Below are 26,372 nucleotides of genomic sequence, written 5' to 3'. Positions count from 1 at the left end.
GCCACCGGTGATCCCTTACCGGGGGCATGGTAGCGCCAGGGTGCGACGAGGGCGCGGGTGTTGGTGCGGGAGCGTGGTCGGGTGCGGGCCCGGTGGGCTTCTCGCGCAGTTACCGGCGCCCTGGAAAGCCCAGGCCCCGCGGGCCTGAAAGCCCAGGACCCCCACGGCTCTGGAAGGCGACCGGCGGCGGGCCTGAAAAGCAGTGGGCGCAGCCCCCGCTTCTCAGGGGCGCGGGGAACTGCGCGACCAGCCCCCCACGCACCCGCACCCGACCACGCACCCCCGCGCCGCTACGCCTCCGGCAACGGGGGTGCCACCTTCGCCGGTGTCGTCTCCAGCCCCTCCAGCGCGATCCGGATCGCCTCGTCCAACTGTGGGTCACGCCCCGCCGCGTGATCCTGCGGCGCCTGCACGACCTCCACGTCCGGATCGACCCCGTGGTTCTCCACGCCCCAGCCGTACCCCTCCAGCCAGAACGCGTACTTCGGCTGTGTCACGAGCGTGCCGTCCACCAGCCGGTAGCGGCTGTCGATCCCGACGACACCGCCCCACGTCCGCGTCCCCACCACCGGCCCGATCCCGAGCGCCGTGATCGCCGCGTTGACGATGTCCCCGTCGGACCCGGAGAACTCGTTGGCGACGGCGACGACGGGCCCCCGGGGCGCGTCGTCGGGGTAGCTGGTCGCGCGCATCCCGCGCGGCAGGTCCCAGCCGACGATCCGCCGCGCCAGCTTCTCCACGACGAGCTGCGAGGTGTGCCCGCCCCGGTTCTCCCGGACGTCCACGACGAGCCCCTCCCGGGCGACCTCGACCCGCAGGTCGCGGTGGAGCTGCGCCCAGCCGGAGCCGACCATGTCGGGCACGTGCAGATACCCGAGCCGGCCGCCGGACCTCTCGTGGACGTAGGCCCGCCGGTCCGCCACCCACGCGTGATAGCGCAGCGGCTCCTCGTCGGAGATGGGCACCACCACGGGATGCCGCAGGTCCCCGCCGCCGGCCGGCAGGACGGTCAGCTCGACCGCCTTGCCCGCCGTGCCGACGAGCAGCGGTCCGGGCCCGGCCACCGGGTCGACCGGCCGGCCGCCCACGGCGACGATCGCGTCCCCGGCCCGCACGGCCACCCCGGGCGCGGCGAGCGGCGAGTGCGCGTCCGGGTCGGAGGTCTCCGAGGGCAGCACCCGGTCGATGCGCCAGCTGCCGTCCTCGTGCCGGGAGACGTCCGCCCCGAGCAGCCCCTGCCGCCGGTCACCGGAGCCGCCCCGGCCGCGCGGGGTCACGTACGCGTGCGAGGTCCCGAGCTCGCCCTGCACCTCCCACAGCAGGTCCACGAGGTCGTCGTGGGTGGCCACCCGCTCCAGGACGGGGCGGTACCGGTCCAGGACGCCGTCCCAGTCGACGCCGCCGAGGTCCGGGCGCCAGAAGTTGTCCCGCATCAGACGGCCGGTCTCGTCGAACATCTGGCGCCATTCGGCGGCCGGGTCGACGGTCTGCCGGACGCGCGAGAGGTCGACGGTGACGTTGCTGTCGCTCTCGTCGTCGTTCGAGGCGCGCCGGTCGCTGGGGACGACCTTGAGCTTGCCGTCGGTCCACAGCAGGACCCGTTTGCCGTCGCCGCTGACGGCGAAGTGGTCGGCGTCGGAGGCGAGGTGTTCGAGACGCCGCTGGGCGAGGTCGTAGCGCTCCAGGGAGGTCTTCGGCTCGGGGTCCTCGGGGGTGGCCCGGGAGTGGCCGAGGACGCCGGTGACGGGGTGGTGCAGCCACAGGACACCGTCCTTGGCGGCGCGGAGCGTGGAGTAGCGGGCGGCCTCGACCGGGAAGGGGACGATCCGGTCGGCGAGCCCGTCCAGGTCGATCCGGGTCGCCGGGGCGCCCTCGCTGTCCGGGGTCTCGTCCTTGTCGGGCGCCTCGAACGGGCGCCCGTGCCGCTGCGGCCCGAAGGGCGACGGGGTGGTCGCGGCGAGCGTGATGAGGTGCGGCCTGGCCCCGCTGACGAAGTGGAGGTCGAAGACGTGTTCGTCGTAGACGGGGTCGAAGGCGCGGGCGGAGAGGAAGGCGAGGTGCTTGCCGTCGAGGGTGAACGTCGGCGAGAAGTCCTGGAAGCGGAGCGGGGTCGCCTCGGTGACGGACAGGTCGGCGGTGTTGGCGAGCTTGAGCTGCCGCAGCGGGCGCGGGCCGGGGTGCGACCACGCGAGCCAGGCGGAGTCGGGCGAGAAGACCAGCCCCGACACCTCGCCGTCCGCGCTGCGGTCGACCTCCCGCACCTCCCCCGTCTCCCGTTCGACGAGCAGGACCCGGCCGTCGTGCGCGGCGACGGCGACCCGGCTGCCGTCCGGCGCGACCGCGAGCCCGAGGACGCGGCCCAGCTGCCCGGCGGCGAGCCGGCGCGGGGTGGCGCCCGGGGCGGCACCGGTCGCGGGGGCGAACTCCAGCGCGTCGTCGCCCTCGGCGTCCGTCACCCACACCACCCACTCCTCGCCCTCCACCCGGAAGGTGCGCGGCAGCCGGGCCCGGACGCCCTGCTCGGCGGCGAGCGCGCGGGCGGGGCCGGAGCGGTGGGTGACGAAGTGGACCGAGCCGCGCACGGAGACGGCACTGCCCCGGGCGGTGTGGTCGGGCGAGGCGGAACCGAACCAGCGGGACGCGTTCGCCGGGAAGGGCTGGAGGTCGACGCGCTGCCCGCCGAGGCGGATGTCGAGCCTGCGCGGTTCGGCCCCGTCCAGGTCGTCCAGCAGCCACAGTTCACCCGCGGCCGCGTACACGACCCGGGTGCCGTCGGTGGCCGCGTGGCGGGCGTAGAAACCGTCGAGAGGTGTGTGCCGGCGCAGGTCGGAGCCGTCGGAGAGGGAGGAGTACAGCGCCCCGACGCCCTCGTGGTCGGAGAGGAACGCGATCCGGTCCCCCACCCACAGCGGGTATTCGAGGTTGCCGTCCAACTCGGCGTGCAGACGGGTGAACTCCCCGGTGTTCTCGTCACCGGCGTCGGTGCGGTCGATCCACAGCTTGCCCGCCGTGCCGCCCCGGTAGCGCTTCCACCAGGCGGCCTCGCGACCCATCGGCGCGGACAGCAGCACGGTGGCGGGACCGTGGGCGACATCGCCGACCGGCCCGTACGGGAGGGTGGTGGCCGGCCCGCCGTCGAGCGGGACGGCGCGCGCCCAGCTCCGCCGGAGGCTGGCCTGCCCCTCGGTGCTGAGCGCGAGGACCCGGCCGTCGGGTGTCCAGCCGCGCACCTGGGTGCGCCAACTCCCCCAGTACGTCAGGCGCCTGGCCGATCCGCCGTCGACGGGCGCCACATGCACCTCGGGCGCGCCGTCCCGTGTGGAGGTCCACGCGAGCGTGGCGCCGTCGGGGGAGATCCGGGGATGGTTCACGGGCACGTTGTCCGCGCTGACCCGCCAGGCACGGCCGCCGTCCAGAGGCGCGACCCACACGTCGTCCTCGGCGGTGAAGGCGACCAGGTCGCCGTGCAGGTGCGGATACCGGAAATACGCGAGCTGAGTCACCCGGTCACTGTAAGCAGCGTTCGGTCTGATGGGGAGGGGTTTGGATCATGTCCCTCGACCCGGGCCCCGGTTGCCCTCGGGGCCGGGCCTCACTTGCCCTCGGGCACGCACGCCGGGTCCTTCTGGCACCAGATGGTCTGGGTGACGGTGACCGTCACGGTCGGTCCCGGCCGGTCCGGATCCGTCGGCCCGGTGCTCGGGGCGGGGGCGTCGCAGTTGCCGAGCCCCTCGACGTGGAACCACTCCTTGCCGCCGACCTTCGCGGTCAGGTCCCCGCGTACGCACCTGCCGTTGACGCCTTTCGTCACCTTGCCGGTGAGGCTGATGTCCCGGCCTTCCTTGTCCTCACCCGTGCAGTCGACGTCCGCGACGGTGGCGACGGACGCGGACGGCGACCCGGACTTCTTGCCCGCGTCGCCGTCGTACGAGGCCGTGCAGGTCAGCCACCGGACGTCGAGGCCCTCCCGCTCCAGCTCCTTGGTGGCCAGCTGGTCCGTCGTGAACGCGACCGCGCCGGTGTTGAGCCCGCCGCCCTCACAGGCCACCAGGCTCATGACGGCGCCGAGTCCGAGCCCGGCTCCCAGCAGAAGCCGGCGCCCGCCGGTCCGGTGCGCCCTGACACGCCTCCATACCCGCATGCACGGCAGCCTGCCACCGGTGGCCGCGCCGCGGAAGACCGCGTGCGGCCATGCCGCCGGGAAGGGTGAACCGGGGGTGCACCGGGCGTACGCGGCCTCAGCCGCGCATCAGCAGCCATTCCTGCAGCTCCACCAAGTTCCCCTCGGGGTCCTTGAGATGGGCCACGCGCATCCGGTCGGTCATGGGTGCGGGCCCGTGCAGCAGGTGTGCGCCGCGCTCGGTGATCTGCTCGCAGTACGCGTCGAGGTCGTCGACCCGCAGGACGACCAGCGACCTGTGTCCGTTCGCCGCGCCGGCCAGCTCGCCGAGGATCTCCGCCATCATCGCCCGGTCCTGCAGGGCGATGCCCGCGGACCCGACCGCCGGGCTGAACTTCTCGTACGGCCCCTCGGCCGCCCCGGACTGCGGTTTCAGCCCGAGGACGTCGGCGTAGAAGCGATAGCACGCGGCGAAGTCGGAGACGAGCAGTCTTACCTGTGCGAGTTCCACGATGCTCCCAGGGGTACGGGGACGGCGGCCGGGACCGGGGCGGTCAGGACCAGCGTCCGGTTCTGCCCAGCAGCAGCGCCCCGGCCGCCGTTCCGGCGGTCGACGTCCGCAGCACGCTGGGCCCGAGTCGGTACGCCCCCGCGCCCGCCTCGCCGAAGAGCGCCAGCTCCTCCGGCGACACGCCCCCCTCGGGCCCCACGACGAGCACGATCTCCCCGGCCGCAGGCAGCTCCGCCGTCGCCAGGGTCTCGTCGCCGCTCTCGTGCAGGACGGCGGCGAAGTCGGCCTTCGCCAGCAGTGCCGCGACCTGCTTGCTCGTGGCCGCGTCCGCGACCTCGGGGAACCGCGTCCGGCGGGACTGCTTGCCCGCCTCCCGCGCGGTGGCCCGCCACTTGGCGAGCGCCTTCAGCCCCCGGTCGCCCCGCCACTGGGTGATGCAGCGGGAGGCCGTCCAGGGAACGATCGCGTCGATGCCGACCTCGGTCATGGTCTCGACGGCGAGTTCACCCCGGTCGCCCTTGGGCAGCGCCTGGACGACGGTGAGCCGGGGCTCGGCCGGGGGCTCCTCGCGCAGGCTCCCCACGTCCATGACGACCAGCCGGTCCTTGCCCTCGGCGGCCTTCACCACACCTTCCAGCCACCGGCCCCGCCCGTCGGTGAGGACGACGTCCTCACCGGGCTTCATCCGCTTCACCGAGACGGCGTGCCGTCCTTCGGGGCCGTCGAGCACGATCTCCGGTCCCCGGCCGTCGAACCGGTCCACCACGAACACGGGTGCGGTCATCGGCCCTCGCTCCCGGTCTGGCCGCCGCCCTGGCTGCCGACCCGCGCGGCGGCCTGCTCGGCCTGCGCGGCGGCGATCTCGGCGGCCAGCACCGCGACCAGTTCCCCGGCCGGCAGGTTCCGGGCCATCCGGTGCCCCTGGCCGGCCCACAACGCCATGCCCTGCGCGTCGCCGGCCTGGGCGGCGGCCTTGCGCAGCGGTGAGGTGAGGTGGTGCACCTCGGGGTAGGCGACGGGCGCGTACGGGCCGTGCTCGCGCAGGAAGCGGTTGAGCAGGCCGCGGGCCGGGCGCCCGGAGAAGGCGCGGGTCAGCTCGGTGCGGACGAACAGGGGGTCGGTCAGGGCCTGCTTGTGGACGGCGTGCGCACCGGACTCGGCGGTGGCGAGGAAGGCCGTGCCGAGCTGGGCCGCGCTCACGCCCGCCGTGAGGAGGGCGGCGATCTGACCGCCGCGCATGATGCCGCCGGCCGCGACCATCGGCAGCGCCACGGCCTCGCGGACCTGGGCGACCAGGGAGAGCAGGCCGATGCCGGCGCAGTCCCGCTCGGGGTCGTCGCGGTGGGTGCCCTGGTGGCCGCCCGCCTCGACCCCCTGCACGATCACGGCGTGGGCCCCGGACCGCTCCACGGCCTGGGCCTCCTCCGCCGAGGTCGCGGTGACCAGGGTGAGCGTGCCCTTGCGGGCGAGGGACTCCACGACCTCGGGGGTCGGGCAGCCGAAGTGGAACGACACCACCGGCACGGGGTTGTCCAGCAGCACGGCGAGCTTGGCCTCGTAGCCGTCGTCGCGTCCGCTGTCCGGGTCGCCGAGCCCGGCGTCGTACCAGGTGGCCTCGCCGGCCAGCTGCTCCGCGTAGACGTCGACGGCAGCGGGCTCGGAGTACTCCGGCTGTGGCATGAACAGGTTCACGCCGAAGGGGCGCGAGGTGAGGGCCCGCAGCGCCTTGATCTCCTGGTACATCCCGTCGGCCGTCTTGTACCCGGCGGCGAGGAAGCCCAGCCCGCCCGCCTCGGACACGGCGGCGGCCAGCCGCGGCACGGACACGCCGCCCGCCATGGGGGCCTGCACGATCGGCAGCGGGACGAGATCGGTCAGCGCGGAGGACATGACGGCATGGTGCCACGCCCTCCGGGTGGAGCCGAATCGAGGCGGACGGTTGTTCGTCGGGTGCGGGTGGGCGGGGGTTGCTCGCGCAGTTCCCCGCGCCCCTCACAAGCACAGGCCCTGGCCTCCTGAACGACCAGGCCCGTGTCGATATGCGGCTCCGCCGCGTGGGCGCGATCGGCCCCACGCAGCCGCACCCGACGACGCACCCGCTCAGCGCCCGTTGAACGCGTCCTTCAGCCGGGAGAACAGCCCCTGCTGCCCGGGCTGGAACTGCCCCGTGGGCCGCTCCTCCCCCCGCAGCGCGGCGAGCTGCCGCAGCAGCCCCTCCTGCTCGGGATCCAGCTTCGTCGGCGTCTGCACCTCGACGTGGACGATCAGATCGCCCCGGCCGCCGCCCCGCAGATGCGTGACACCGCGGCCGTGCAGCGGGATCGACTGCCCGGACTGCGTCCCGGGCCGGATGTCGACCTCCTCCAGACCGTCCAGCGTCTCCAGCGGCACCTTCGTGCCGAGGGAGGCCGCCGTCATCGGGATCGTGACCGTGCAGTGCAGATCGTCACCGCGCCGCTGGAACGTCGAGTGCGGCAGCTCGTGGATCTCGACGTAGAGGTCACCGGCGGGACCGCCACCGGGCCCGACCTCGCCCTCACCGGCGAGCTGGATCCGCGTGCCGTTGTCGACACCGGCCGGGATCTTGACCGTGAGCGTCCGCCGCGACCGCACCCGCCCGTCGCCCGCGCACTCGGGGCAGGGGTTGGGGACGATCGTGCCGAACCCCTGGCACTGCGGGCAGGGCCGGGAGGTCATGACCTGGCCGAGGAAGGACCGCGTGACCTGCGAGACCTCACCGCGGCCGCGGCACATGTCACAGGTCTGCGCGGTCGTACCCGGGGCCGCGCCCTCGCCGCTGCACGTCGTGCAGACGACGGCGGTGTCGACCTGGATGTCCTTCGTCGTGCCGAAGGCCGCCTCGTCGAGGTCGATCTCCAGCCGGATCATCGCGTCCTGCCCCCGGCGCGTACGCGAGCGGGGACCCCGCTGCGACGCCGTGCCGAAGAAGGCGTCCATGATGTCCGAGAAGTTCCCGAAGCCACCGGCGCCGAAGCCGCCCGCACCTCCGCCGCCCGCCTGGGACAGGGGGTCGCCGCCGAGGTCGTAGACCTGCTTCTTCTGCGGGTCCGACAACACCTCGTAGGCGGCGTTGATCTCCTTGAACCGCTCCTGGGTCTTCGGATCGGGGTTGACGTCCGGGTGCAGCTCGCGCGCGAGCCTCCGGAACGCCTTCTTGATCTCGTCCTGGGAAGCGTCGCGGCGCACGCCGAGCACGGCGTAGTAGTCCGTGGCCACTCAGGACTCCGCCAGGATCTGTCCGACGTACCGTGCCACCGCTCGTACCGCTCCCATCGTTCCCGGATAGTCCATGCGCGTAGGTCCGACCACGCCCAGTTTCGCTACTGCCTCGCCGCCCGAACCGTAGCCGACGGAGACGACGGACGTGGAGTTGAGTCCCTCATACGCGTTCTCATGACCGATGCGTACGGTCATGCCCGAATCTCCCGCCTCACCAAGCAACTTGAGGAGGACGACCTGCTCCTCCAAGGCTTCCAGAACGGGCCGGATGGTGAGGGGGAAGTCATGTCCGAAGCGGGTGAGATTGGCGGTTCCGCCGATCATCAGCCGCTCCTCGCTCTCCTCGACAAGTGCTTCGAGGAGGGTGGAGAGCACGGTCGCGACCGTGCCCCGGTCCTCGACGTCGAACGCCTCCGGCAGGTCCTCGACCAGCCGGGGCACGTCGGTGAACCGGCGGCCCGCGACCTTGCTGTTGAGCCGGGCCCGCAGATCCGCGAGTGACGTTTCTCCGAACGGCGCCGGGCAGTCCACCAGCCGCTGCTCCACCCGTCCCGTGTCCGTGATCAGCACGAGCATCAGCCTGGCGGGCGCCAGCGCCAGCAACTCCACGTGCCGCACCGTCGACCGTGTGAGCGACGGGTACTGCACGACGGCGACCTGCCGCGTGAGCTGCGCGAGCAGCCGTACGGTCCGCGCCACCACGTCGTCGAGATCGACCGCGCCGTCCAGGAAGTTCTGGATGGCGCGCCGCTCGGGCGGGGTCATCGGCTTGACCCCGGCGAGCTTGTCGACGAAGAGCCGGTACCCCTTGTCGGTGGGGATGCGGCCCGCGCTGGTGTGGGGCTGGGCGATGAAGCCCTCGTCCTCCAGCGCCGCCATGTCGTTGCGGACGGTCGCCGGGGAGACGCCGAGGTTGTGCCGCTCGGTGAGCGCCTTGGAACCGACCGGCTCCTCGGTGCCCACGTAGTCCTGGACGATGGCGCGCAGCACTTGGAGCCTGCGTTCACTGAGCACCGCGCACACCTCCACTTCGCTCTCCTGCGGCTTCCCCTTGGCACTCACCCCGGGCGAGTGCCAGCACTCCCCGCCCAGTGTACGGCGGTGGGGTACGCCCCCGGCAAGGCCGGTCTCCGGTCGGGGGCACTTTCCTACTGGGGAGTACACGGCGACGCCGTCGCCGGAGCTACGGCTAGCGTCGGCGCATGACGGTGACTTGGGAAGAGTGCGGGTGGCAGGAATTGACGCCCAGGGTCGGACGATGCCGCCTGCCCGGCTGGGACTGCACGGCCGGGCTGGTGGTCGGGGAGGGCGCGGCCCTCGTGATCGACGCGGGTTCGAGCCTGCGGGAGGGCGCGCGGTTGCGCGGCGAGGCGTGCCGGCTGCTCGGTGGCGCCCGTGTGACACATCTCGCGCTCACCCACCCCCACTTCGACCATGTCTTCGGGGCGGCGGCGTTCGCCGGTGTGGAGGTCTTCGGCGCGGTGGGTCTCGACGGCGTCCTGAGCCGGGACCACGAGGCCCTCCGCGCGGACGCCGTGCACCACGGCCTTCCCCCGGCGGACGCCACCGAGGCCGCCGACCTGCTGGTACGCCCCCGGCACCTGGTCTCCGGCGAGTGGACCCTCGACCTCGGGGGCGAGGTCCGGGTGCTCCTGGCGAACGTGGGCCCCGGGCACACGGGCCACGACCTGGCGGTCCTGGTCCCCGGCACCGCGGACGGCTCCCGGGAGGTGGTGTTCTGCGGAGACCTGGTCGAGGAGTCCGGCGAGCCGCAGGCCGGACCCGACGCGATCCCCGCGCGCTGGCCGGCCGCCCTGGACCGGCTGCTGGACCTGGGCGGCGAGGACGCGCTGTACGTGCCGGGCCACGGGGCGGTGGTGGACGCGGCGTTCGTCCGGGCCCAGCGCGACGCCCTGGCGCGCCGTTTCGGCGTGTCGGACTGAGCTCGGGGGCATCCGGGCGCGGCTTCTCCTATCGTCACTCGAATGCGCCAGTACTCACCCGACCTGACCCCTCCCTGGAAGAAGCCGAAGCCGGCCCCCGAGGTCCCGGCCGATCCCGGTCTGGTCGTCGAGGAGCCCACCACCGGCTTCTGCGGCGCGGTCGTCGGCTGCGAGGCGGGCACGGTGACGCTGGAGGACCGCTTCGGCAAGCACCGTGTGTTCCCGCTGGAGCCGCGGGGCTTCCTGCTGGAGGGGCGGGTGGTGACGCTGGTCCGCCCGTCGTCGCCGGCCCCTGTCCGTCCCTCCCGCACGGCCTCCGGCTCGGTGGCCGTCCCGGGCGCCCGCGCGCGCGTCGCCCGCGCCGGGCGCATCTACGTGGAGGGCCGCCACGACGCCGAGCTCGTCGAGAAGGTGTGGGGTGACGATCTGCGCGTCGAGGGCGTGGTGGTGGAGTACCTGGAGGGCGTGGACGACCTGCCCGCGATCGTCGAGGACTTCGCCCCGGGACCGGACGCCCGCCTCGGGGTCCTGGTCGACCATCTGGTGCCGGGCAGCAAGGAGTCCCGTATCGCCGCGTCGGTGACCAGCGAGCACGCGCTCGTCGTCGGCCACCCGTACATCGACATCTGGGAGGCGGTGAAGCCGGCGTCGGTGGGCATCGAGGCGTGGCCGCGGGTGCCGCGGGGGCAGGACTGGAAGACGGGGGTGTGCCGGGCGCTGGGGTGGCCCGCGAACAACACCGGGGCGGTGTGGCAGGCGATCCTGGGGCGGGTGGGGTCCTATCGGGACCTGGAGCCGGAGCTGCTGGGGCGGGTGGAGGAGCTGATCGACTTCGTCACGGCAGCCGGTGAAGCCGCACCCCGGTGACCGTCCCGAACTCGCTCGTGTCCAGCTTCAGATCGAGCGATCCGAGCACCACCGGATCACCGAACTTGGTGATCCACTGTCCACGGTAGTCAGCTTGGTCCCCCTCTCCTACCGGATCGGTCAAGAGAACGCAGTGCGCCACGATGGGGTCGACGATCAGATGAGCGGGGATCTTGCCTGCCGCGTAGATAGATCGCTTGACGCCGTAGTCCCGGTCGACACTCGTTTTCGAGACCACCTCAACCACCAAGGTGGCCCACTGAGAGGGAACCAGACTTCCCGAGGCCGGAGCCACGCCGCGTTCCAGCACCAGCAGGTCCGGAATGGGCTCGCTGGCTTCGCCGTGGCCCTCCACATCCGCCGCGTACTTTTAGCGGCAGCCTACGAACCAGATTAGGTACCGAACCCCCGTTCCGCACCGATTCACCCCCAGAGTGATCAGTCCACCAGGTCCCGCACCACCGCGTCCGCCAGCAACCGCCCGCGCAGGGTGAGCACCGCACGCCCCTCCTCGTACGGGCCCGCCTCCAGCAGGCCGTCCGACAGGGCGCGCCCGGCCGCCGCGAGGCCCTCCTCCCGCAGCAGCGACAACGGGCACCCCTCCCGCAGCCGCAGCTCCAGCAGGATGCGCTCGACCCGGCGGTCCTCGTCCGCCAGCAGCTCGCGCCCGGCGCCCGGCGACTTCCCCGCCGCCAGCGCGCCCGCGTACGCGCCGGGGTGCTTGACGTTCCACCAGCGCACGCCGCCGACGTGGCTGTGGGCGCCCGGTCCCGCGCCCCACCAGTCGGCGCCCCGCCAGTACAGCTCGTTGTGGAGGCAGCGCCCGGCCGCGGAGGTGGCCCAGTTGGAGACCTCGTACCAGTCGAACCCGGCGGCCGACAGCATCTCCTCGGCGATCAGGTACCGGTCGGCGTGGACGTCGTCGTCCGTCATCGGGACCTCGCCGCGCCGGATGCGCCGGGCGAGCTGCGTGCCCTCCTCGACGATCAGCGCGTACGCCGAGACGTGGTCGGGTCCGGCGCCGAGCGCGGCGTCCAAGGAGGCCCGCCAGTCGTCGTCGGACTCGCCGGGCGTGCCGTAGATCAGGTCGAGGTTGACGTGGTCGAAGCCGGCGGCGCGCGCCTCCGCCACGCAACGCTCGGGGCGCCCGGGCGTGTGCGTACGATCGAGGATCTTCAGGACGTGCTGCCGGGCGCTCTGCATGCCGAAGGAGATGCGGTTGAAGCCGCCCGCGCGGAGGGTCTCCAGATACGCGGGGTCGACGGACTCCGGGTTCGCCTCCGTCGTCACCTCGGCGTCGTCGGCGAGTCCGAACTCGTCCCGGACCGCCCCCAGCATCCGCACGAGGTCGTCGGCGGCCAGCAGGGTGGGGGTGCCGCCGCCGACGAAGACGGTGCGGACGGGGCGCGGGTCGTCGCCGAGGACCTTGCGGGCGAGGCGGATCTCGTCGACGACGGTGTCCGCGTAGTTGTCGCGGGAGGCGAGGACGCCGCCGGTGCCGCGCAGCTCGGTGGCGGTGTAGGTGTTGAAGTCGCAGTAGCCGCAGCGGGTCGCGCAGTACGGGACGTGCAGATAGAACCCGAGGGGCCGCTCGGCCGCGCCGGCCAGGGCGTGCGCGGGCAGCGCGCCGTCGTCGGGGACGGGCTCACCGTCGGGGAGTGCGGAAGGCATGTCCTCCATTGTCCCGCACCCCCGCGGGTCCTCAGTCCGCCCGCAGCACCAGCAGCGCGAGGTCGTCGTCGGGGGGCCGGTCGCCGAACTCGTGGACGAGCCGCCGGATGCGTTCGGCGGTGAGTTCGGCGTCGAGCCCGGCGCAGCCGGAGAGCGCGATGGCGAGGCCGTCCTCGTCGTCGAACATGCGCGGGCCGCTGCGGCGCTCGGTGACCCCGTCGGTCACGCACAGCAGGGTGTCGCCGCGACGCAGTTCGAAGGTCTCGGAGACGTACTCGGTGTCCTCGATCACCCCGAGCAGCGTCTGCGGCTCGGCCACGGCCCGTACGTCGCCGTCGGGGGCCAGCAGCAGCGGCAACGGGTGGCCGGCGGAGGCGAGGGTGCAGCGGACGCCGCCGTCGACGGGGACGAGTTCGCCGTAGAGGAGGGAGAGGAAGCGGGTCTGCGGGCCGTCGGGGTCGACCAGGCCGGGGTCGCCGGCCGTGACCAGGGCGCGGGCGGCGGCGTCGGCGGCCTCGGTGGCGTCGTCGAGGAGGAGCTGGTTGAGGCGGTCGAGCACGTCCGCGACGCCGTAGCCCTCGCGGGCGAGCAGCCGCAGCCAGGGCCGGGCGAGGCCGATGACGACGGCCGCCTCGGGGCCCTTGCCCTGGACGTCGCCGATCGCGAAGCACCAGCGGCCCCGGCCCGCCGGGAAGAGGTCGTAGAAGTCGCCGCTGGGTCCGCCCTTGTCGCACGGCTCGTAGACGAGCGCGCTCGTCACACCGGGGATCTCGGCGACCGCGCCCGGCAGCAGTCCGCGCTGCAGGACGCGGCTGATGGTGGCCTGGCGGGCGTACTGGCGGGCCGCGCCGATGGACAGAGCGATCCGCCGGCTGAGGTCCTCGACCAGCCCGGTCACCTCGTCGGGAAACCGCGGCAGCCCGGCCCGCCCGATGACAAGCGTCCCGAGCGGCCGCCCCCCGGCGATCAATCGGTACGCAAGCGCGGCACCGCCTTGCTTGCCGGGCTCGGCTTTGGCCCCGGGCTCGGCTGCGGCTGCGGCTGCGGCTGCTGTTTCGGGCCAGGCTCCGGCTGCGGCTGCGGCCTGGGCTTCGGCTGCGGCTGCGGCCTGGGCTTCGGCTGCGGCTGCGGCTTCGACCTCGGCTTCGGCATCGGGCCGGGCTCCGCCCTCGGGCCGGGCTCCGGCTCCGGGCTCGGCTCCAGGCCCGAACTCGTGTCCGGCACCGGCTACGGGCCCGGCATGGGCATCGGTTCCGGCCTCGGGCCCGGTCCCGCCCCGGGGCACCCCCTCTCCGTACTCCATCCCAGGCACACCATGACCGACCGCGACCGGCCCTCCCCCGCAGCTCTCCCTCGTCGGCCCGGCTTCGCCGTCGAACGCCCCGGCGCCGTCCTCCTCCAGCGCCGGCCACGGCACGGGCACCGCTCGTGATCTCACCGAGTCGGGGAGCCTCGGGGGGTTCTCCTCCAGGACCCGGCGTAGTTCGTCGATGCGGTTCTCGCTGCCGTGCCAGACGCGGGCGAGCCGTGGCGCGGGGCCGAGGGAACCGTCGCCGCCGCGCCAGCCCAGTCCCTCCTCCTCCAGCCACACCGCGCACCAGTCGGCCAGCCTCGGCACGAGCAGCTGCCCGGCGAGCGCGGCGACCAGGTCCTCGTCCAGCTGTCCGGTGAGCAGGTCGGACGCCTCCGCGAGGAAGGAGAGCGCGCCCCGGTTCAGCCACTCCCGGTCGTGCTCCCCGCCGGGCCGGGGCACGGAGGCGACCGGGCCGGCCGGGTCCACGCCCTGCCCGGGGCCCACCGCACCGGCGTACGCCCGCGCGTCCCAGACGTCGTCCGCCTCGGCACGCTCAGCCGCCGAGCCGCCCTCGACCCCCGCACCCGCATCCCCGCCGTACGGCTCGAACACCCCCTCCACCGCCATCGCGCCGTCGACCGACAGCCGGGCCCAGACGGTCTTCGCGCCGGTCCGGTAGGTGATCCCCCAGGCTTCGCTGAGCGCGGCGACCAGGCGCAGGCCGCGCCCGTACTCGGCGGCGCCGTAAGGCCGTTCGAGGAGGTAGGGCCGTTCGGCGCCCTCGCTGCGTACCTCCCGGGAGGGATGGTGGTCCGAGACCTCCAGGAGCAGCCACCCGGCGGCGGTCGGGGCGTCCCGGCCGAGCCGGCAGAACAGTTCGACATCGGTGCCCGCGTGGACGACCGCGTTGGTGACCAGCTCGCTGACCACCACGAGCACGTCCTCGACGACGCGGGCCGGGAGCGCGGCGGCGCCGGGCAGGCCCAGCTCCGCCCACTCCGTGAGCGCGGCGGAGACGAAGCGCCGGGCGGCTCCGGGCGCGAGCGGTCCGCCGGGAAGTGACAGATGCGCGGTCGCGCGCCGGTCGAGACCCGCGTACGCGGGCGCGGCGTGCAGGGACTCGGACCCGACGCGCGCCGGCGCATCAGAAACGCAGGACACGGTGTCCCGTTGCGTCGGAATGGCCCCCACTGAGCGGCTCCCTGAGAAAGTTCGGACGAATAGGCCTCAGGCGGCATGGTCAGAGTGACAGACTGACCGCGCCCATAAGCGCCGAGTTACCGAAGTGGGCCACCATGAGCGAGAACAGTGGTACGCGGATGTCCGAAAACGGCCGGAAGGACGACCGAACGGGCAGCCGCACGGACGGCCGCACGGACGGGCCACCGGACGAACTGATCCCCGCGTCCGATCTCCGCGTGCTGGCCGCGGCCATGACCGCCGCGCGCGACGGCAGCTTCACGAAGGTCCCGGTGACGGGCCCCGCGCCGGTCGCGGAGTTGTGCGCCCTCTTCAACCAGATCATCGACCGCAGCACCCACTTCGGCTCCGAAGTGCAGCGCGTACGGCGCGAGTTGGTCCGCCACGGACGCCTCGACGAGCGGCTGTCGGCCAGTCCGGGCCAGGGCGCCTGGGCAACCCGGGTCGACGACGTGAACCAGACGCTCGACGCCCTGGTCGCGCCCGCAGCGAACGCCACGCGCGTGCTGGACGCGGTAGCCGGCGGCGATCTGACCCAGCGCGTCGATCTGCACGACGGCAACCGCCAACTGCGAGGCGATCTGCGGCGGTTGGGCCGTGCCGTGAACACGATGGTCGACCAGCTGTCGCTGTTCACCGGCGAGGTGACGAGGGTGGCCCGTGAGGTCGGCACCGAGGGGCGCCTCGGCGGCCGGGCCAAGGTCCGCGGTCTGTCCGGGAGTTGGCGGGACGTGACGGAGGCGGTCAACACCATGGCCGCCCGGCTGACCGCGCAGGTGCGGGACATCGCCCTGGTGACCACCTCGGTGGCGCGCGGCGACCTCACCCGGACGGTGACCGTCGAGGCGACCGGCGAGCTGCTGGAACTGAAGCTCACCGTGAACACGATGGTGGACCAGCTCTCCGCCTTCGCCGACGAGGTCACCCGCGTCGCCCGCGAGGTCGGCACCGAGGGCCGCCTCGGCGGCCGGGCCCAGGTCCGAGGCGTCTCCGGGGTCTGGAAGGACCTCACCGACAACGTCAACTTCATGGCGTCCAACCTGACCTCGCAGGTCCGCAACATCGCCCAGGTGACCACGGCCGTGGCCAACGGCGACCTCAGCCAGAAGATCACGGTCGACGCGCAGGGGGAGATCCTGGAGCTGAAGTCGACGATCAACACGATGGTCGACCAGCTCTCCGCGTTCGCCGGTGAGGTCACCCGCGTCGCCCGCGAGGTCGGCACCGAGGGGAACCTGGGCGGCCGGGCCCAGGTGCGGGGCGTCTCCGGCGTCTGGAAGGACCTCACCGACAACGTCAACTTCATGGCGGACAACCTGACCTCACAGGTCAGGAACATCGCCCTCGTCTCCACGGCCGTCGCGCAGGGAGACCTCGGCAAGAAGATCACGGTCGAGGCGAAGGGCGAGATCCTCGAACTGAAGTCGACGATCAACACCATGGTCGACCAGCTCTCCGCCTTCGCCGACGAGGTCACCCGCGTCGCCCGCGAGGTCGGCACCGAGGGCAATCTCGGCGGTCAGGCGCAGGTGCGGGGTGTGTCGGGCGTCTGGAAGGACCTCACCGACAACGTCAACTTCATGGCCCTGAACCTGACCTCGCAGGTCCGCAACATCGCCCAGGTGACGACCGCCGTCGCCAACGGCGACCTCTCCAAGAAGATCACCGTCGACGCCCGCGGCGAGATCCTGGAGCTGAAGGACACCGTCAACACGATGGTGGAGCAGCTGCGGGCCTTCGCCGACGAGGTGACCCGGGTCGCCCGCGAGGTCGGCACGGACGGCGCGCTCGGCGGCCGGGCCCAGGTGCAGGGCGTGTCCGGCGTGTGGCGGGACCTGACCGACAACGTCAACTACATGGCGGACAACCTGACCTCCCAGGTCAGGAACATCGCCCAGGTGACCACGGCCGTGGCCAACGGCGACCTCTCGAAGAAGATCGACGTGGACGCGCGCGGCGAGATCCTGGAGCTGAAGACCGCCATCAACACGATGGTCGACACCCTGTCCTCCTTCTCCTCCGAGGTCACCCGCGTCGCCCGCGAGGTCGGCTCCGAGGGCCGGCTCGGCGGCCAGGCGCGGGTCGAGGGCGTGTACGGCACCTGGAAGCGTCTGACGACGAACGTGAACGAGCTCGCCTCGAACCTGACCACCCAGGTCCGCGCCATCGCCGAGGTCGCCTCGGCCGTGGCCCAGGGCGACATGTCGCGGTCGATCACGGTGGAGACGCAGGGCGAGGTCGCCGAGCTGAAGGACAACATCAACCTGATGGTGGCCAACCTCCGCGAGACCACCCGCGCGAAGGACTGGCTGGAGTCCAACCTCGCCCGGCTCGCCGCCCTGATGCAGGGCCACCGTGACCTGATGGAGGTCGCCGACCTGATCCTGCGCGAGCTGACCCCGCTGGTGAACGCCCAGTACGGCGCCTTCTACCTGGCCGACCCCGACGAGGACGGCGCGGCGCCGCTCCCGGTGGCGCCCACCAAGGGCCTCGCCTTCATCGCGGGGTACGGCGCGGCGCAGGGCGCGACCGTCGAGACCGGCGGTCTGCCGGTGCACGGACTGGTCGCGCAGGCCGCCCGCGAGAAGAAGCGGATCCTGGTGGAAGAGGCCCCACCGGGCTACATCAAGATCAACAGTGGTCTCGGGGAGGCCTCCCCGTCCAGCGTCGTGATCATCCCGATCCTCTTCGAGGACAAGCTCCTCGGCGTGATCGAGCTGGCTTCGTTCTCCCGCTTCTCCGACGTCCACCTGGCGTTCTTCGACCAGTTCGTGAACACCATCGGCGTCGCCATCAACACCATCATCGCCAACTCCCGTACCGAGTCCCTCCTCGGCGAGTCCCAGCGCCTGGCCATGCAGCTCCAGGAACGCTCGGACGAACTCCAGAAGCAGCAGGCGGAGCTGCGGCGCTCCAATGCCGAACTGGAGGAGAAGGCCGCCCTGTTGGCGACCTCCTCCCAGTACAAGTCGGAGTTCCTGGCGAACATGTCCCACGAGCTGCGCACCCCGCTCAACTCGCTGCTGATCCTGGCCCGGCTGCTCTCCGACAACCCGGACGGCCATCTCACCGACCAGGAGGTGCAGTTCGCGACCACGATCCACCGCTCGGGCTCCGACCTCCTCCAGCTGATCAACGACATCCTCGACCTCTCCAAGATCGAGGCGGGCCGGATGGACGTACGCCCCAAGCGTCTGCCCCTCATCAAACTCCTGGACTACGTCCACGCCACGTTCCGCCCGCTCACCCTCGACCGCGGTCTGGCCTTCGAGGTCGCGGTCGGCGAGAACGTGCCGCGCGAGATGTACTCGGACGAGCAGCGCCTCCAGCAGATCCTGCGCAACCTGCTGTCCAACGCGATCAAGTTCACGGCGTCCGGCCGGGTCGAACTGACCGTCGACCGTGTCAAGGACCCCGACCACCGGTTCACCCGCGAGCACCACGACGAGGTCATCGCCTTCGCGGTCTCCGACACCGGCATCGGCATCGCGGCGGAGAAACTCCCGGTGATCTTCGAGGCGTTCCAGCAGGCCGACGGCACCACCAACCGGAAGTACGGCGGCACCGGCCTCGGCCTGTCCATCAGCCGGGAGATCGCCGGTCTGCTGGGCGGCCGCATCATCGCCGAGAGCGTCCCCGGCAAGGGCTCCACCTTCACGCTGTACGTCCCCGTCTTCAGCCCCGGCCACGGGGTGACGGGCCCCGCCGCCGAGGATCCCGGCAGCCTCGTACCCGAACAGCTGACCAGCGAGCCGTACCCGGCCGCGCAGGACGGCGACGCGCACGACAGCGACGACACCTGGCCGGCCCCCACCAAGCTGGAGGCGTGGAAGGCGGGCCGTGCCGGCCAGGTCCTGCCCGGCCGCCGGGTGCTGATCGTCGACGACGACATCCGCAACGTCTTCGCGCTCACCCACGTCCTGGGCCGCGTCGGCATGCCCGTCCTGTACGCGGAGAACGGCCGCGAGGGCATCGAGACCCTGGAGCGCAACCCGGACGTCGAACTCGTCCTGATGGACATCATGATGCCGGAGATGGACGGCTACGAGACGATCTCCGCCATCCGCCGCACCCCACGCTGGGCGGGCCTGCCCATCGTCGCTCTCACCGCCAAGGCGATGCCCGGCGACCGCGACAAGTCCATCGCCCGCGGCGCCAACGACTACGTCCCCAAGCCCGTGGACGTCGACCAGCTGCTCACGGTCGTCTGCGCGGTCCTGGACCCGGAGGGCGCCCGCGACCCGGCGGAGGCGGGGGATCCGGCACCCGGGCGACGCACCGACGAGAACGAGGCACCCTCACCATGACCACTCGGGACCGGGCCGACGGGCGCGCGGGCATACTCCTCGTCGACGACATGGAGGACAACCTGGTCGCCCTGGAGGCCGTCCTGGCGTCCCTCGACGAGCCGCTGGTGCGCGCCCGTTCGGGCGAGGAGGCCATGAAGGCCCTCCTGCGGCAGCGCTTCGCCGTCGTCCTCCTCGACATCCGCATGCCGGGCATGGACGGCTTCGAGACCGCCGCGCACATCAAGCGCCTCGACCAGACCAAGGACGTCCCGATCGTCTTCCTCACCGGCACGGACGCCGACGCCGGTTACGCCTTCCGCGGCTATGCCACGGGCGCGGCGGACTACGTCACCAAGCCCTTCGACCCCTGGGTGTTACGGGCGAAGGTGAGTGTCTTCCTGGAACTGCACCACAAGACCCGGCAGCTGGAGACCCTGCTGACGGACCGGCGGGAGCACGCGGAACAGGTCGACGCCCGGCTGGCGGCCCTGGAGAAGCAACTGGCCGAGATGACCCCGGACCTGCCGGAGGTCCGCATACAGCTGCGGGACCTCCGGTCCCTGGTGACGAGGGACCGCGGCGACTGACCCCGAGGGGGAAGCGGACGGCGGGGCCGCATCCGCACGCGGCCCCGCCCCCCTTCACACCGTGCTACGCCTCACGCGCCCCGGCGTACATGTCCTCGATGAGGTGCTTGTACTCCTTCTCCACCACCGGCCGCTTCAGCTTCAGGCTCGGCGTCAGCTCACCGTGCTCGACGTCGAGATCCCGCGGCAGCAGCCGGAACTTCTTGATCGTCTGCCACCGCTGCAGCCCCTGGTTCAGCTGGGTGACATGCCCCTCGATCATCTCCACCGTCGCCGGTGCCGAGATGACCTCCTCGTACGACTTCCCGGCCAGCCCGTTCTCCGCGGCCCACGCCTGGATGGCCAGCTCGTCGAGGGCGATGAGCGCCGTGCAGAAGTTACGGTCGGCGCCGATCACCATCACGTTGGACGTGAACGGGCAGAGCGCCTTGAACTGGCCCTCGATCTCGGTCGGCGCGATGTACTTGCCGCCGGACGTCTTGAACAGGTCCTTCTTGCGGTCGGTGATCCGCAGGTACCCGTCGGGCGACAGCTCCCCGATGTCACCGGTGTGGAACCACCCGTCGGCCTCCAGGACCTCCGCGGTCTGCTCCGGCAGCCCGTGGTAGCCCTCCATGATGCCGGGGCCGCGCAGCAGGATCTCGCCGTCGTCCGCGATGCGCACCTCCGTGCCGGGCAGCGGCTTGCCCACCGTGCCCGTGCGGTACGCCTCGCCCGGGTTGAGGAAGGACGCGGCGGAGGACTCCGTCAGGCCGTAGCCCTCCAGGATCGGGATGCCCGCGCCGGCGAAGAAGAAGCCGATCTCGGGCGCCAACGCGACCGAACCGGAGACACAGGCGCGCAGCCGGCCGCCGAACGCCTCGCGCAGCTTCTTGTAGACCAGCGCGTCGGCGACCTTGTGCTTGGCCTCCAGCCCGAACGGGACGGACGCGGTCCCGGTGCGCCGGAAGTTGTCCTGGCTGACCTTCGCGTACTCCCGGGCGACCCCCGCCGCCCACTGGAAGATCTTGTACTTGGCCGGGCCGCCCGCGCGCGCCTTGCCGACGACACCGTTGTAGACCTTCTCGAAGATGCGCGGCACGGCGGCCATGTACGTCGGCTGCACGACCGGCAGATTCTCGATGATCTTGTCGACCCGGCCGTCGACGGCCGTGATGTGCCCGACCTCGATGTGCCCGGCGAGGAGCACCTTGCCCATGACGTGCGCCAGCGGCAGCCACAGGTACTGCACGTCCGCCGGTTCGAGCAGCCCGGTCGCGCCGATGGCCTTCGCCATGTACGCCCAGTTGTCGTGCGGCAGACGCACGCCCTTGGGGCGGCCCGTGGTGCCCGAGGTGTAGATGAGGGTGGCGAGCTGGTCCTTGGTGATCGCGCCGACCTTCTCCTTGATCAGGTCGGGGTTCTTCTCCAGGTACGCGGCGCCGCGCTTCTCCAGGTCGGCGAGGGAGAGCACCCAGTCCTCGGAGAGGTCCGCGCCCTCGGGATCGATGACGACGACATGGGTCAGCTCGGGCAGCTCGGCCTTCTTCTCCCGGGCCTTGGCGAGCTGCGCGGCGTTCTCGGCGATGAGGACCCGACTGCCGGAGTCGGACAGGATGTACGCGGATTCCTCGGCGTTCGTCTGCGGGTAGACCGTGGTGTTGGCCGCGCCCGCGCACATGATGCCGAGGTCGCACAGGATCCACTCGATCCTGGTGGCCGAGGACAGGGCGATCCGCTGCTCGGGCTGGACGCCCAGCTCGACGAGTCCGGCCGCGATGGCGTTGACCCGTTCGGCCGCCTGGGTCCAGTTCAGCGACTTCCAGTCCGAGGGGCCCTCGCCGGAGGCCGGCGGCACGGGGTACCGGAAGGCCTCGGCGTCCGGTGTGGCCGCCACGCGCTCCAGGAAGAGGGCCGCCATGGACGGCGGGCGGTTCTCGATCAGGGTCTGTGTGTCGCTCACGACATCCTCCGGGGCACGCGACAGCGCGGCTGGCTCATGGACTGTGTGCTCAGGACTGCGCGGCTGGCTCAAAGCGGCTGTTGTTTAACTCGCGAGTAACCATCGAGTGGTGATCAGGGTAGAGCGCGACTGGCCGGTTCGTAAGGGGCGGCGGGCAGTCACTTTCCACCGAGAACGACCCTACGAACACGCGCCGGCATCTCCCGGACGACCTGCGGGCCCGTCGCGCCGAAACGCGACGGGCCCGCATCATGCCCGAGTTTCCGGGGGTAACAGCGGTCCGCCGCCCCCGCCGCCCGGTGGCTACTTCTTGCCCTTGCCCCCGCCGGCGCTGTCGTCGCTGGACAGAACGGCGATGAAGGCCTCCTGCGGAACCTCCACGGAGCCCACCATCTTCATCCGCTTCTTGCCCTCCTTCTGCTTCTCCAGCAGCTTCCGCTTCCGGGAGATGTCACCGCCGTAGCACTTGGCGAGGACGTCCTTGCGGATGGCGCGGATGGTCTCGCGGGCGATGACCCGCGACCCGATCGCCGCCTGGATGGGCACCTCGAACGCCTGCCGCGGGATCAGCTCGCGCAGCTTGGCGACGAGCCGCACACCGTAGGCGTACGCGGCGTCCTTGTGGGTGACGGCCGAGAAGGCGTCCACCTTGTCGCCGTGCAGCAGGATGTCGACCTTCACCAGGCTGGAGCTCTGCTCACCGGTGGGCTCGTAGTCCAGGGAGGCGTAGCCGCGCGTCTTCGACTTCAGCTGGTCGAAGAAGTCGAAGACGATCTCCGCGAGCGGGAGCGTGTAGCGGATCTCGACCCGGTCCTCGGAGAGGTAGTCCATACCGAGCAGGGTGCCGCGCCGAGTCTGGCACAGCTCCATGATCGAGCCGATGAACTCGGAGGGCGCGAGGATCGTGGCCCGCACGACGGGCTCGTAGACGGCGTCGATCTTCCCCTCGGGGAACTCGCTCGGGTTGGTGACCGTGTGCTCGGCGCCGTCCTCCATGACGACGCGGTAGACCACGTTCGGCGCGGTGGCGATCAGATCGAGCCCGAACTCGCGCTCCAGCCGCTCACGGATCACGTCGAGGTGCAGCAGCCCCAGGAAACCGACACGGAAACCGAATCCGAGCGCCGCGGACGTCTCCGGCTCGTACACCAGCGCGGCATCGTTCAGCTGCAGCTTGTCGAGGGCGTCCCGCAGCTCCGGGTAGTCGGAGCCGTCGAGCGGATACAGACCCGAGAAGACCATAGGCTTCGGGTCCTTGTAACCGCCGAGCGCCTCGGTGGCACCCTTGTGCAGGGTGGTGATCGTGTCACCGACCTTGGACTGGCGGACGTCCTTCACACCGGTGATCAGATAGCCGACCTCACCGACGCCGAGACCGTCGGCCGCCTTCATCTCGGGCGCCGAGACACCGATCTCCAGCAGCTCGTGGGTCGCGCCGGTGGACATCATGCGGATCCGCTCACGCTTGTTGAGCTGCCCGTCGATGACACGCACGTACGTCACGACACCACGGTACGAGTCGTACACCGAGTCGAAGATCATCGCCCGCGCGGGCGCGTCCTGGACACCGACCGGGGCGGGGACCTCGGCGACGACCCGGTCCAGCAGCGCCTCGACACCCAGGCCCGTCTTCGCGGAGACCTTGAGCACGTCCTCCGGGTCACAGCCGATGAGGTTGGCGAGCTCCTCACTGAACTTCTCCGGCTGGGCGGCCGGCAGGTCGATCTTGTTCAGTACGGGGATGATCTTGAGGTCGTTCTCCATCGCCAGGTAGAGGTTGGCGAGGGTCTGGGCCTCGATGCCCTGGGCCGCGTCGACGAGCAGGACCGTCCCCTCACAGGCCGCCAGCGACCGCGACACCTCGTACGTGAAGTCGACGTGCCCAGGGGTGTCGATCATGTTGAGAATGTGCGTACTGCCCGGATCGTCGGTCGGCGCCCAGGGCAGACGCACCGCCTGGGACTTGATCGTGATGCCACGCTCACGCTCGATGTCCATGCGGTCGAGGTACTGAGCACGCATCTGCCGCTGCTCGACCACACCGGTCAGCTGGAGCATCCGGTCGGCGAGCGTGGACTTGCCGTGGTCGATGTGCGCGATGATGCAGAAGTTGCGGATCAGAGCCGGGTCGGTACGGCTCGGCTCGGGCACATGGCTAGGGATCGCGGGCACGCAGGGTCCTGATTCTTGAGGTGTCCGCAGCCGTCTGCGGTCTCGGGTCGGATCTGGCGGGTCTGGTACGTAGGCACCATGGTCCCACGGGCGGAGAACTGCGACCGGTTTGGGCCGACCCGGGGGCTGCTGGTAGCGTGGGCGGCTGTGTCTCATGCCCTCTCAGCAGGAGACACATCCCAAGGAAATCAAACGGTGTCCGAGGCGTGCGCGGCGTGTCCTGCACGACCTCCATGGTCTCGTACACCTGTAGCTGAAAAGGCTCATTCGTGGCGAACATCAAGTCCCAGATCAAGCGGAACAAGACCAACGAGAAGGCGCGTCTTCGCAACAAGGCCGTCAAGTCGTCGCTCAAGACCGCGATCCGCAAGGCCCGTGAGGCCGCTGCCGCGGGTGACGCCGAGAAGGCCACCGAGTACCAGCGCGCTGCCGCGCGTCAGCTCGACAAGGCCGTCTCGAAGGGCGTCATCCACAAGAACCAGGCCGCCAACAAGAAGTCGGCGCTTGCTTCCAAGGTCGCTTCCCTCCAGGGCTGAGCTTCACCTTTGATCTGACCGCCGGCTGGACCCAGAGCGGGCCCTCTCTCATCCGCTCCCACCCGGCACCCCGGACCCGTACGCGGCCTGCGTTCGCCACGCGGGTACAGGTCCACACGCATTGACCGAAGGCCCCGCGCCCGTCCCTTCCCCAGGGACGGGGGCGGGGCCTTCGGCATGCCTGTGCGGTCGGGGGCAGGCGGTTCTCGGGAGCAGGGGCGTGTGCGAGCTTCTCCGCACCGGAGGGGATCGGCGGGCTTGTCGGCAGTCCGGGTGACGGCACGCTCGCAGGGCGGGTGACGGCAGGCATTCAGGGCGGGTGACGGCAGTCCTTCAGGGTCGCGGGGAACTGCGCGAAAGCCACGACGAACCCGCAGCCGCCGGCAACCGGGACGGGCCGGGCAGGGACGGGCTGACGCGCGGACGGGCGGACGGACGGGCTGGCGGACGGGCGGGCTGGCGGACGGGCGGGCTTGCGGACGGGCGGGCTTGCGGACGGGCGGGCGGAGGGCGAGAACTCAGCCCCGACGCGACCGAGCCGCCCGCGCGATCACCACAACCGCCTTCTCCAACGCGTACTCGGGATCGTCCCCCCCGCCCTTCACTCCCGCATCCGCCTCGGCCACCGCCCTCAGCGCCACAGCCACCCCGTCCGGGGTCCACCCCCGCATCTGCTGCCGCACCCGATCGATCTTCCACGGCGGCATCCCCAACTCGCGCGCGAGATCCCCCGGCCGCCCACCCCGCGCCGACGACAGCTTCCCGATCGCCCGCACGCCCTGGGCCAGCGCACTGGTGATCAACACCGGGGCCACCCCCGTCGCCAACGACCACCGCAGCGCCTCCAGCGCCTCCGCCGCCCGCCCCTCCACCGCCCGGTCGGCCACCTCGAAGCTCGACGCCTCGGCACGCCCCGTGTAGTACCGGCCGACCACGGCCTCGTCGATGGTCCCCTCGACATCCGCGACCAACTGCGACGCCGCGGCCGCCAACTCCCGCAGATCACTCCCGATCGCGTCGACCAGCGCCTGGCACGCCTCCGGCGTCGCCGACCGCCCGAGCGTCCGGAACTCCCCCCGCACGAACGCCAGCCGGTCCCCCGGCTTCGTCATCTTGGGGCACGCCACCTCCCGCGCCCCCGCCTTGCGCGCCGCGTCCAGCAGCGTCTTCCCCTTGGCCCCACCCGCGTGCAACAGCACCAAGGTGATCTCCTCGGCGGGAGCCCCGAGATACGCCTTCACGTCCTTGACGGTGTCGGCCGACAGATCCTGCGCGTTCCGCACGACCACGACCTTCCGCTCCGCGAAGAGCGACGGACTCGTCAGCTCGGCGAGCGTGCCGGGCTGCACCTGGTCCGAGGACAGATCCCGTACGTCCGTGTCGGCGTCGGCGGCCCGCGCGGCGGCCACCACCACCTGCACGGCACGGTCGAGCAGCAGCTCCTCCTGCCCCACGGCAAGCGTCACGGGGGCGAGAGGGTCGTCATGCGCAGTCTTCTTGGCCATCCCGGACAGCATCCCACGCCCCACTGACAACCCGACCCGCGCGCCGACCGCTCCCTACGAGGGGCACGGGGAAGTGCGCGGGAAACACAGGAAATACGCGAGGGGGTACGCGAGAACCCCCCGCACCTCCGCACCTCCGCACCAGCCGTCTAGTGGCCCGACGCCCCCGGCGGAGCGTCACGGCTCCTCCCGCCATCCCTCCCACTCCCCCGCGAACTCGTCCAACGCCGCCGGATCGAGCCGTCCCCGCTCGTCCCTCAGCACCAACAGCCACTGCGCGTCCTCGGCGTCGTCCTCCCCCGCCAGCGCGTCCCGCACCAGCTGCGGCTCCTCGTCCAGCCCGAACCGCGCCCCGAGCGCCTCCGCCGCCTCCTCGGCCGCGTCACGATCGGGCAGCACCAGCACATGTCTCACATCACTCACGGCCCCATTCTCCGCCGCCCTTCTCGCTGCTCCTCCGGGGCCCCTCCCTCCCCTCCCCCACCCCCTCCCCCG

18 protein-coding genes and 1 pseudogene are annotated in these 26,372 nt (G+C 71.8%); 5 read left to right on the top strand and 14 right to left on the bottom strand.

Annotated features, from left to right (window positions below; all coding sequences use genetic code 11):
• Nucleotides 1–290 precede the first annotated feature (290 nt).
• From ACFU5F_RS16695 to hrcA, 7 genes are all read right to left on the bottom strand, one after another.
• A complete protein-coding gene (locus ACFU5F_RS16695) occupies nucleotides 291–3,503 on the bottom strand; it encodes a S41 family peptidase (RefSeq protein ID WP_383887470.1) in 3,213 nt (1,070 codons plus the stop codon).
• Between the two features lie 89 nt (nucleotides 3,504–3,592).
• A complete protein-coding gene (locus tag ACFU5F_RS16690) occupies nucleotides 3,593–4,057 on the bottom strand; it encodes a hypothetical protein (RefSeq protein ID WP_383887500.1) in 465 nt (154 codons plus the stop codon).
• A gap of 181 nt (nucleotides 4,058–4,238) precedes the next feature.
• Nucleotides 4,239–4,631 (bottom strand): VOC family protein, encoded by a 393-nt coding sequence (locus ACFU5F_RS16685; protein ID WP_383887469.1) that lies wholly within the window; start codon nucleotides 4,629–4,631, stop codon nucleotides 4,239–4,241.
• A gap of 43 nt (nucleotides 4,632–4,674) precedes the next feature.
• Complete coding sequence (locus ACFU5F_RS16680) at nucleotides 4,675–5,415, bottom strand: 16S rRNA (uracil(1498)-N(3))-methyltransferase (RefSeq protein WP_383887467.1); 741 nt, start codon at nucleotides 5,413–5,415, stop codon at nucleotides 4,675–4,677.
• Entirely contained in the window at nucleotides 5,412–6,521 is a 1,110-nt protein-coding gene (locus ACFU5F_RS16675; RefSeq protein ID WP_383887465.1) for a nitronate monooxygenase, read from the bottom strand. Before ACFU5F_RS16675 ends, ACFU5F_RS16680 begins: the two co-directional genes overlap by 4 nt.
• A 210-nt stretch (nucleotides 6,522–6,731) precedes the next feature.
• Nucleotides 6,732–7,868, bottom strand: a complete 1,137-nt coding sequence (dnaJ, locus tag ACFU5F_RS16670; RefSeq protein ID WP_383887463.1) for a molecular chaperone DnaJ — start codon at nucleotides 7,866–7,868, stop codon at nucleotides 6,732–6,734.
• Entirely contained in the window at nucleotides 7,869–8,885 is a 1,017-nt protein-coding gene (gene hrcA, locus ACFU5F_RS16665; protein ID WP_086754402.1) for a heat-inducible transcriptional repressor HrcA, read from the bottom strand.
• 188 nt (nucleotides 8,886–9,073) lie between these two features.
• Here hrcA and ACFU5F_RS16660 point away from each other — a divergent pair, with 188 nt between their 5' ends.
• Entirely contained in the window at nucleotides 9,074–9,814 is a 741-nt protein-coding gene (locus ACFU5F_RS16660; RefSeq protein ID WP_383887461.1) for an MBL fold metallo-hydrolase, read from the top strand.
• Nucleotides 9,815–9,856: 42 nt separating this feature from the next.
• Nucleotides 9,857–10,681, top strand: coding sequence for a DUF3097 domain-containing protein (locus ACFU5F_RS16655; protein WP_383887459.1), 825 nt, complete (start codon nucleotides 9,857–9,859; stop codon nucleotides 10,679–10,681).
• On the opposite strand, the pseudogene ACFU5F_RS16650 reads toward ACFU5F_RS16655, so the two are convergent.
• The 3 genes and pseudogenes from ACFU5F_RS16650 to ACFU5F_RS16640 form a co-directional block, all read right to left on the bottom strand.
• Nucleotides 10,650–11,039 (bottom strand): annotated as a pseudogene (locus ACFU5F_RS16650) (Uma2 family endonuclease); the annotation flags it as partial. The gene ACFU5F_RS16655 and the pseudogene ACFU5F_RS16650 overlap by 32 nt on opposite strands.
• 80 nt (nucleotides 11,040–11,119) lie before the next feature.
• Nucleotides 11,120–12,352: a radical SAM family heme chaperone HemW gene (hemW, locus tag ACFU5F_RS16645; RefSeq protein WP_383887457.1), complete on the bottom strand. Its 1,233-nt coding sequence runs from the start codon at nucleotides 12,350–12,352 to the stop codon at nucleotides 11,120–11,122.
• A gap of 31 nt (nucleotides 12,353–12,383) precedes the next feature.
• Nucleotides 12,384–14,837 (bottom strand): SpoIIE family protein phosphatase, encoded by a 2,454-nt coding sequence (locus ACFU5F_RS16640; RefSeq protein WP_383887455.1) that lies wholly within the window; start codon nucleotides 14,835–14,837, stop codon nucleotides 12,384–12,386.
• Between the two features lie 104 nt (nucleotides 14,838–14,941).
• Between ACFU5F_RS16640 and ACFU5F_RS16635 the strand changes: the two genes are divergently transcribed.
• Together ACFU5F_RS16635 and ACFU5F_RS16630 are read left to right on the top strand one after the other, a co-directional pair.
• Nucleotides 14,942–19,153, top strand: coding sequence for a HAMP domain-containing protein (locus ACFU5F_RS16635; RefSeq protein WP_383887453.1), 4,212 nt, complete (start codon nucleotides 14,942–14,944; stop codon nucleotides 19,151–19,153).
• Nucleotides 19,150–19,722, top strand: a complete 573-nt coding sequence (locus tag ACFU5F_RS16630) for a two-component system response regulator (protein WP_383887451.1) — start codon at nucleotides 19,150–19,152, stop codon at nucleotides 19,720–19,722. The genes ACFU5F_RS16635 and ACFU5F_RS16630 overlap by 4 nt, the downstream gene beginning before the upstream one ends.
• Nucleotides 19,723–19,786: 64 nt before the next feature.
• Here the strand turns inward: ACFU5F_RS16630 and ACFU5F_RS16625 are convergent, their stop codons facing one another.
• Both ACFU5F_RS16625 and lepA read right to left on the bottom strand, forming a co-directional pair.
• Nucleotides 19,787–21,664 carry an AMP-dependent synthetase/ligase gene (locus ACFU5F_RS16625; protein WP_383887449.1) on the bottom strand — a complete coding sequence of 626 codons (1,878 nt, stop codon included), beginning with the start codon at nucleotides 21,662–21,664 and terminating at the stop codon, nucleotides 19,787–19,789.
• Between the two features lie 303 nt (nucleotides 21,665–21,967).
• Nucleotides 21,968–23,836 carry a translation elongation factor 4 gene (lepA, locus tag ACFU5F_RS16620; protein ID WP_383887447.1) on the bottom strand — a complete coding sequence of 623 codons (1,869 nt, stop codon included), beginning with the start codon at nucleotides 23,834–23,836 and terminating at the stop codon, nucleotides 21,968–21,970.
• Between the two features lie 269 nt (nucleotides 23,837–24,105).
• Here lepA and rpsT point away from each other — a divergent pair, with 269 nt between their 5' ends.
• Entirely contained in the window at nucleotides 24,106–24,372 is a 267-nt protein-coding gene (gene rpsT, locus ACFU5F_RS16615; RefSeq protein WP_383887445.1) for a 30S ribosomal protein S20, read from the top strand.
• Nucleotides 24,373–24,890: 518 nt separating this feature from the next.
• On the opposite strand, the gene holA is transcribed toward rpsT, so the two are convergent.
• The gene (holA, locus tag ACFU5F_RS16610) at nucleotides 24,891–25,877 is read right to left on the bottom strand and encodes a DNA polymerase III subunit delta (protein ID WP_383887443.1); all 987 of its coding nucleotides are present in this window, start codon (nucleotides 25,875–25,877) and stop codon (nucleotides 24,891–24,893) included.
• Between the two features lie 177 nt (nucleotides 25,878–26,054).
• Entirely contained in the window at nucleotides 26,055–26,300 is a 246-nt protein-coding gene (locus ACFU5F_RS16605; RefSeq protein ID WP_383887441.1) for a hypothetical protein, read from the bottom strand.
• Nucleotides 26,301–26,372 lie beyond the last annotated feature (72 nt).

The sequence above is a fragment of the Streptomyces sp. NPDC057438 genome, from assembly GCF_042802995.1.
Lineage (GTDB): Bacteria > Actinomycetota > Actinomycetes > Streptomycetales > Streptomycetaceae > Streptomyces.
Note: the sequence above shows the minus strand (reverse complement) of the source record. Positions and strands in the feature narration are given on the sequence as shown.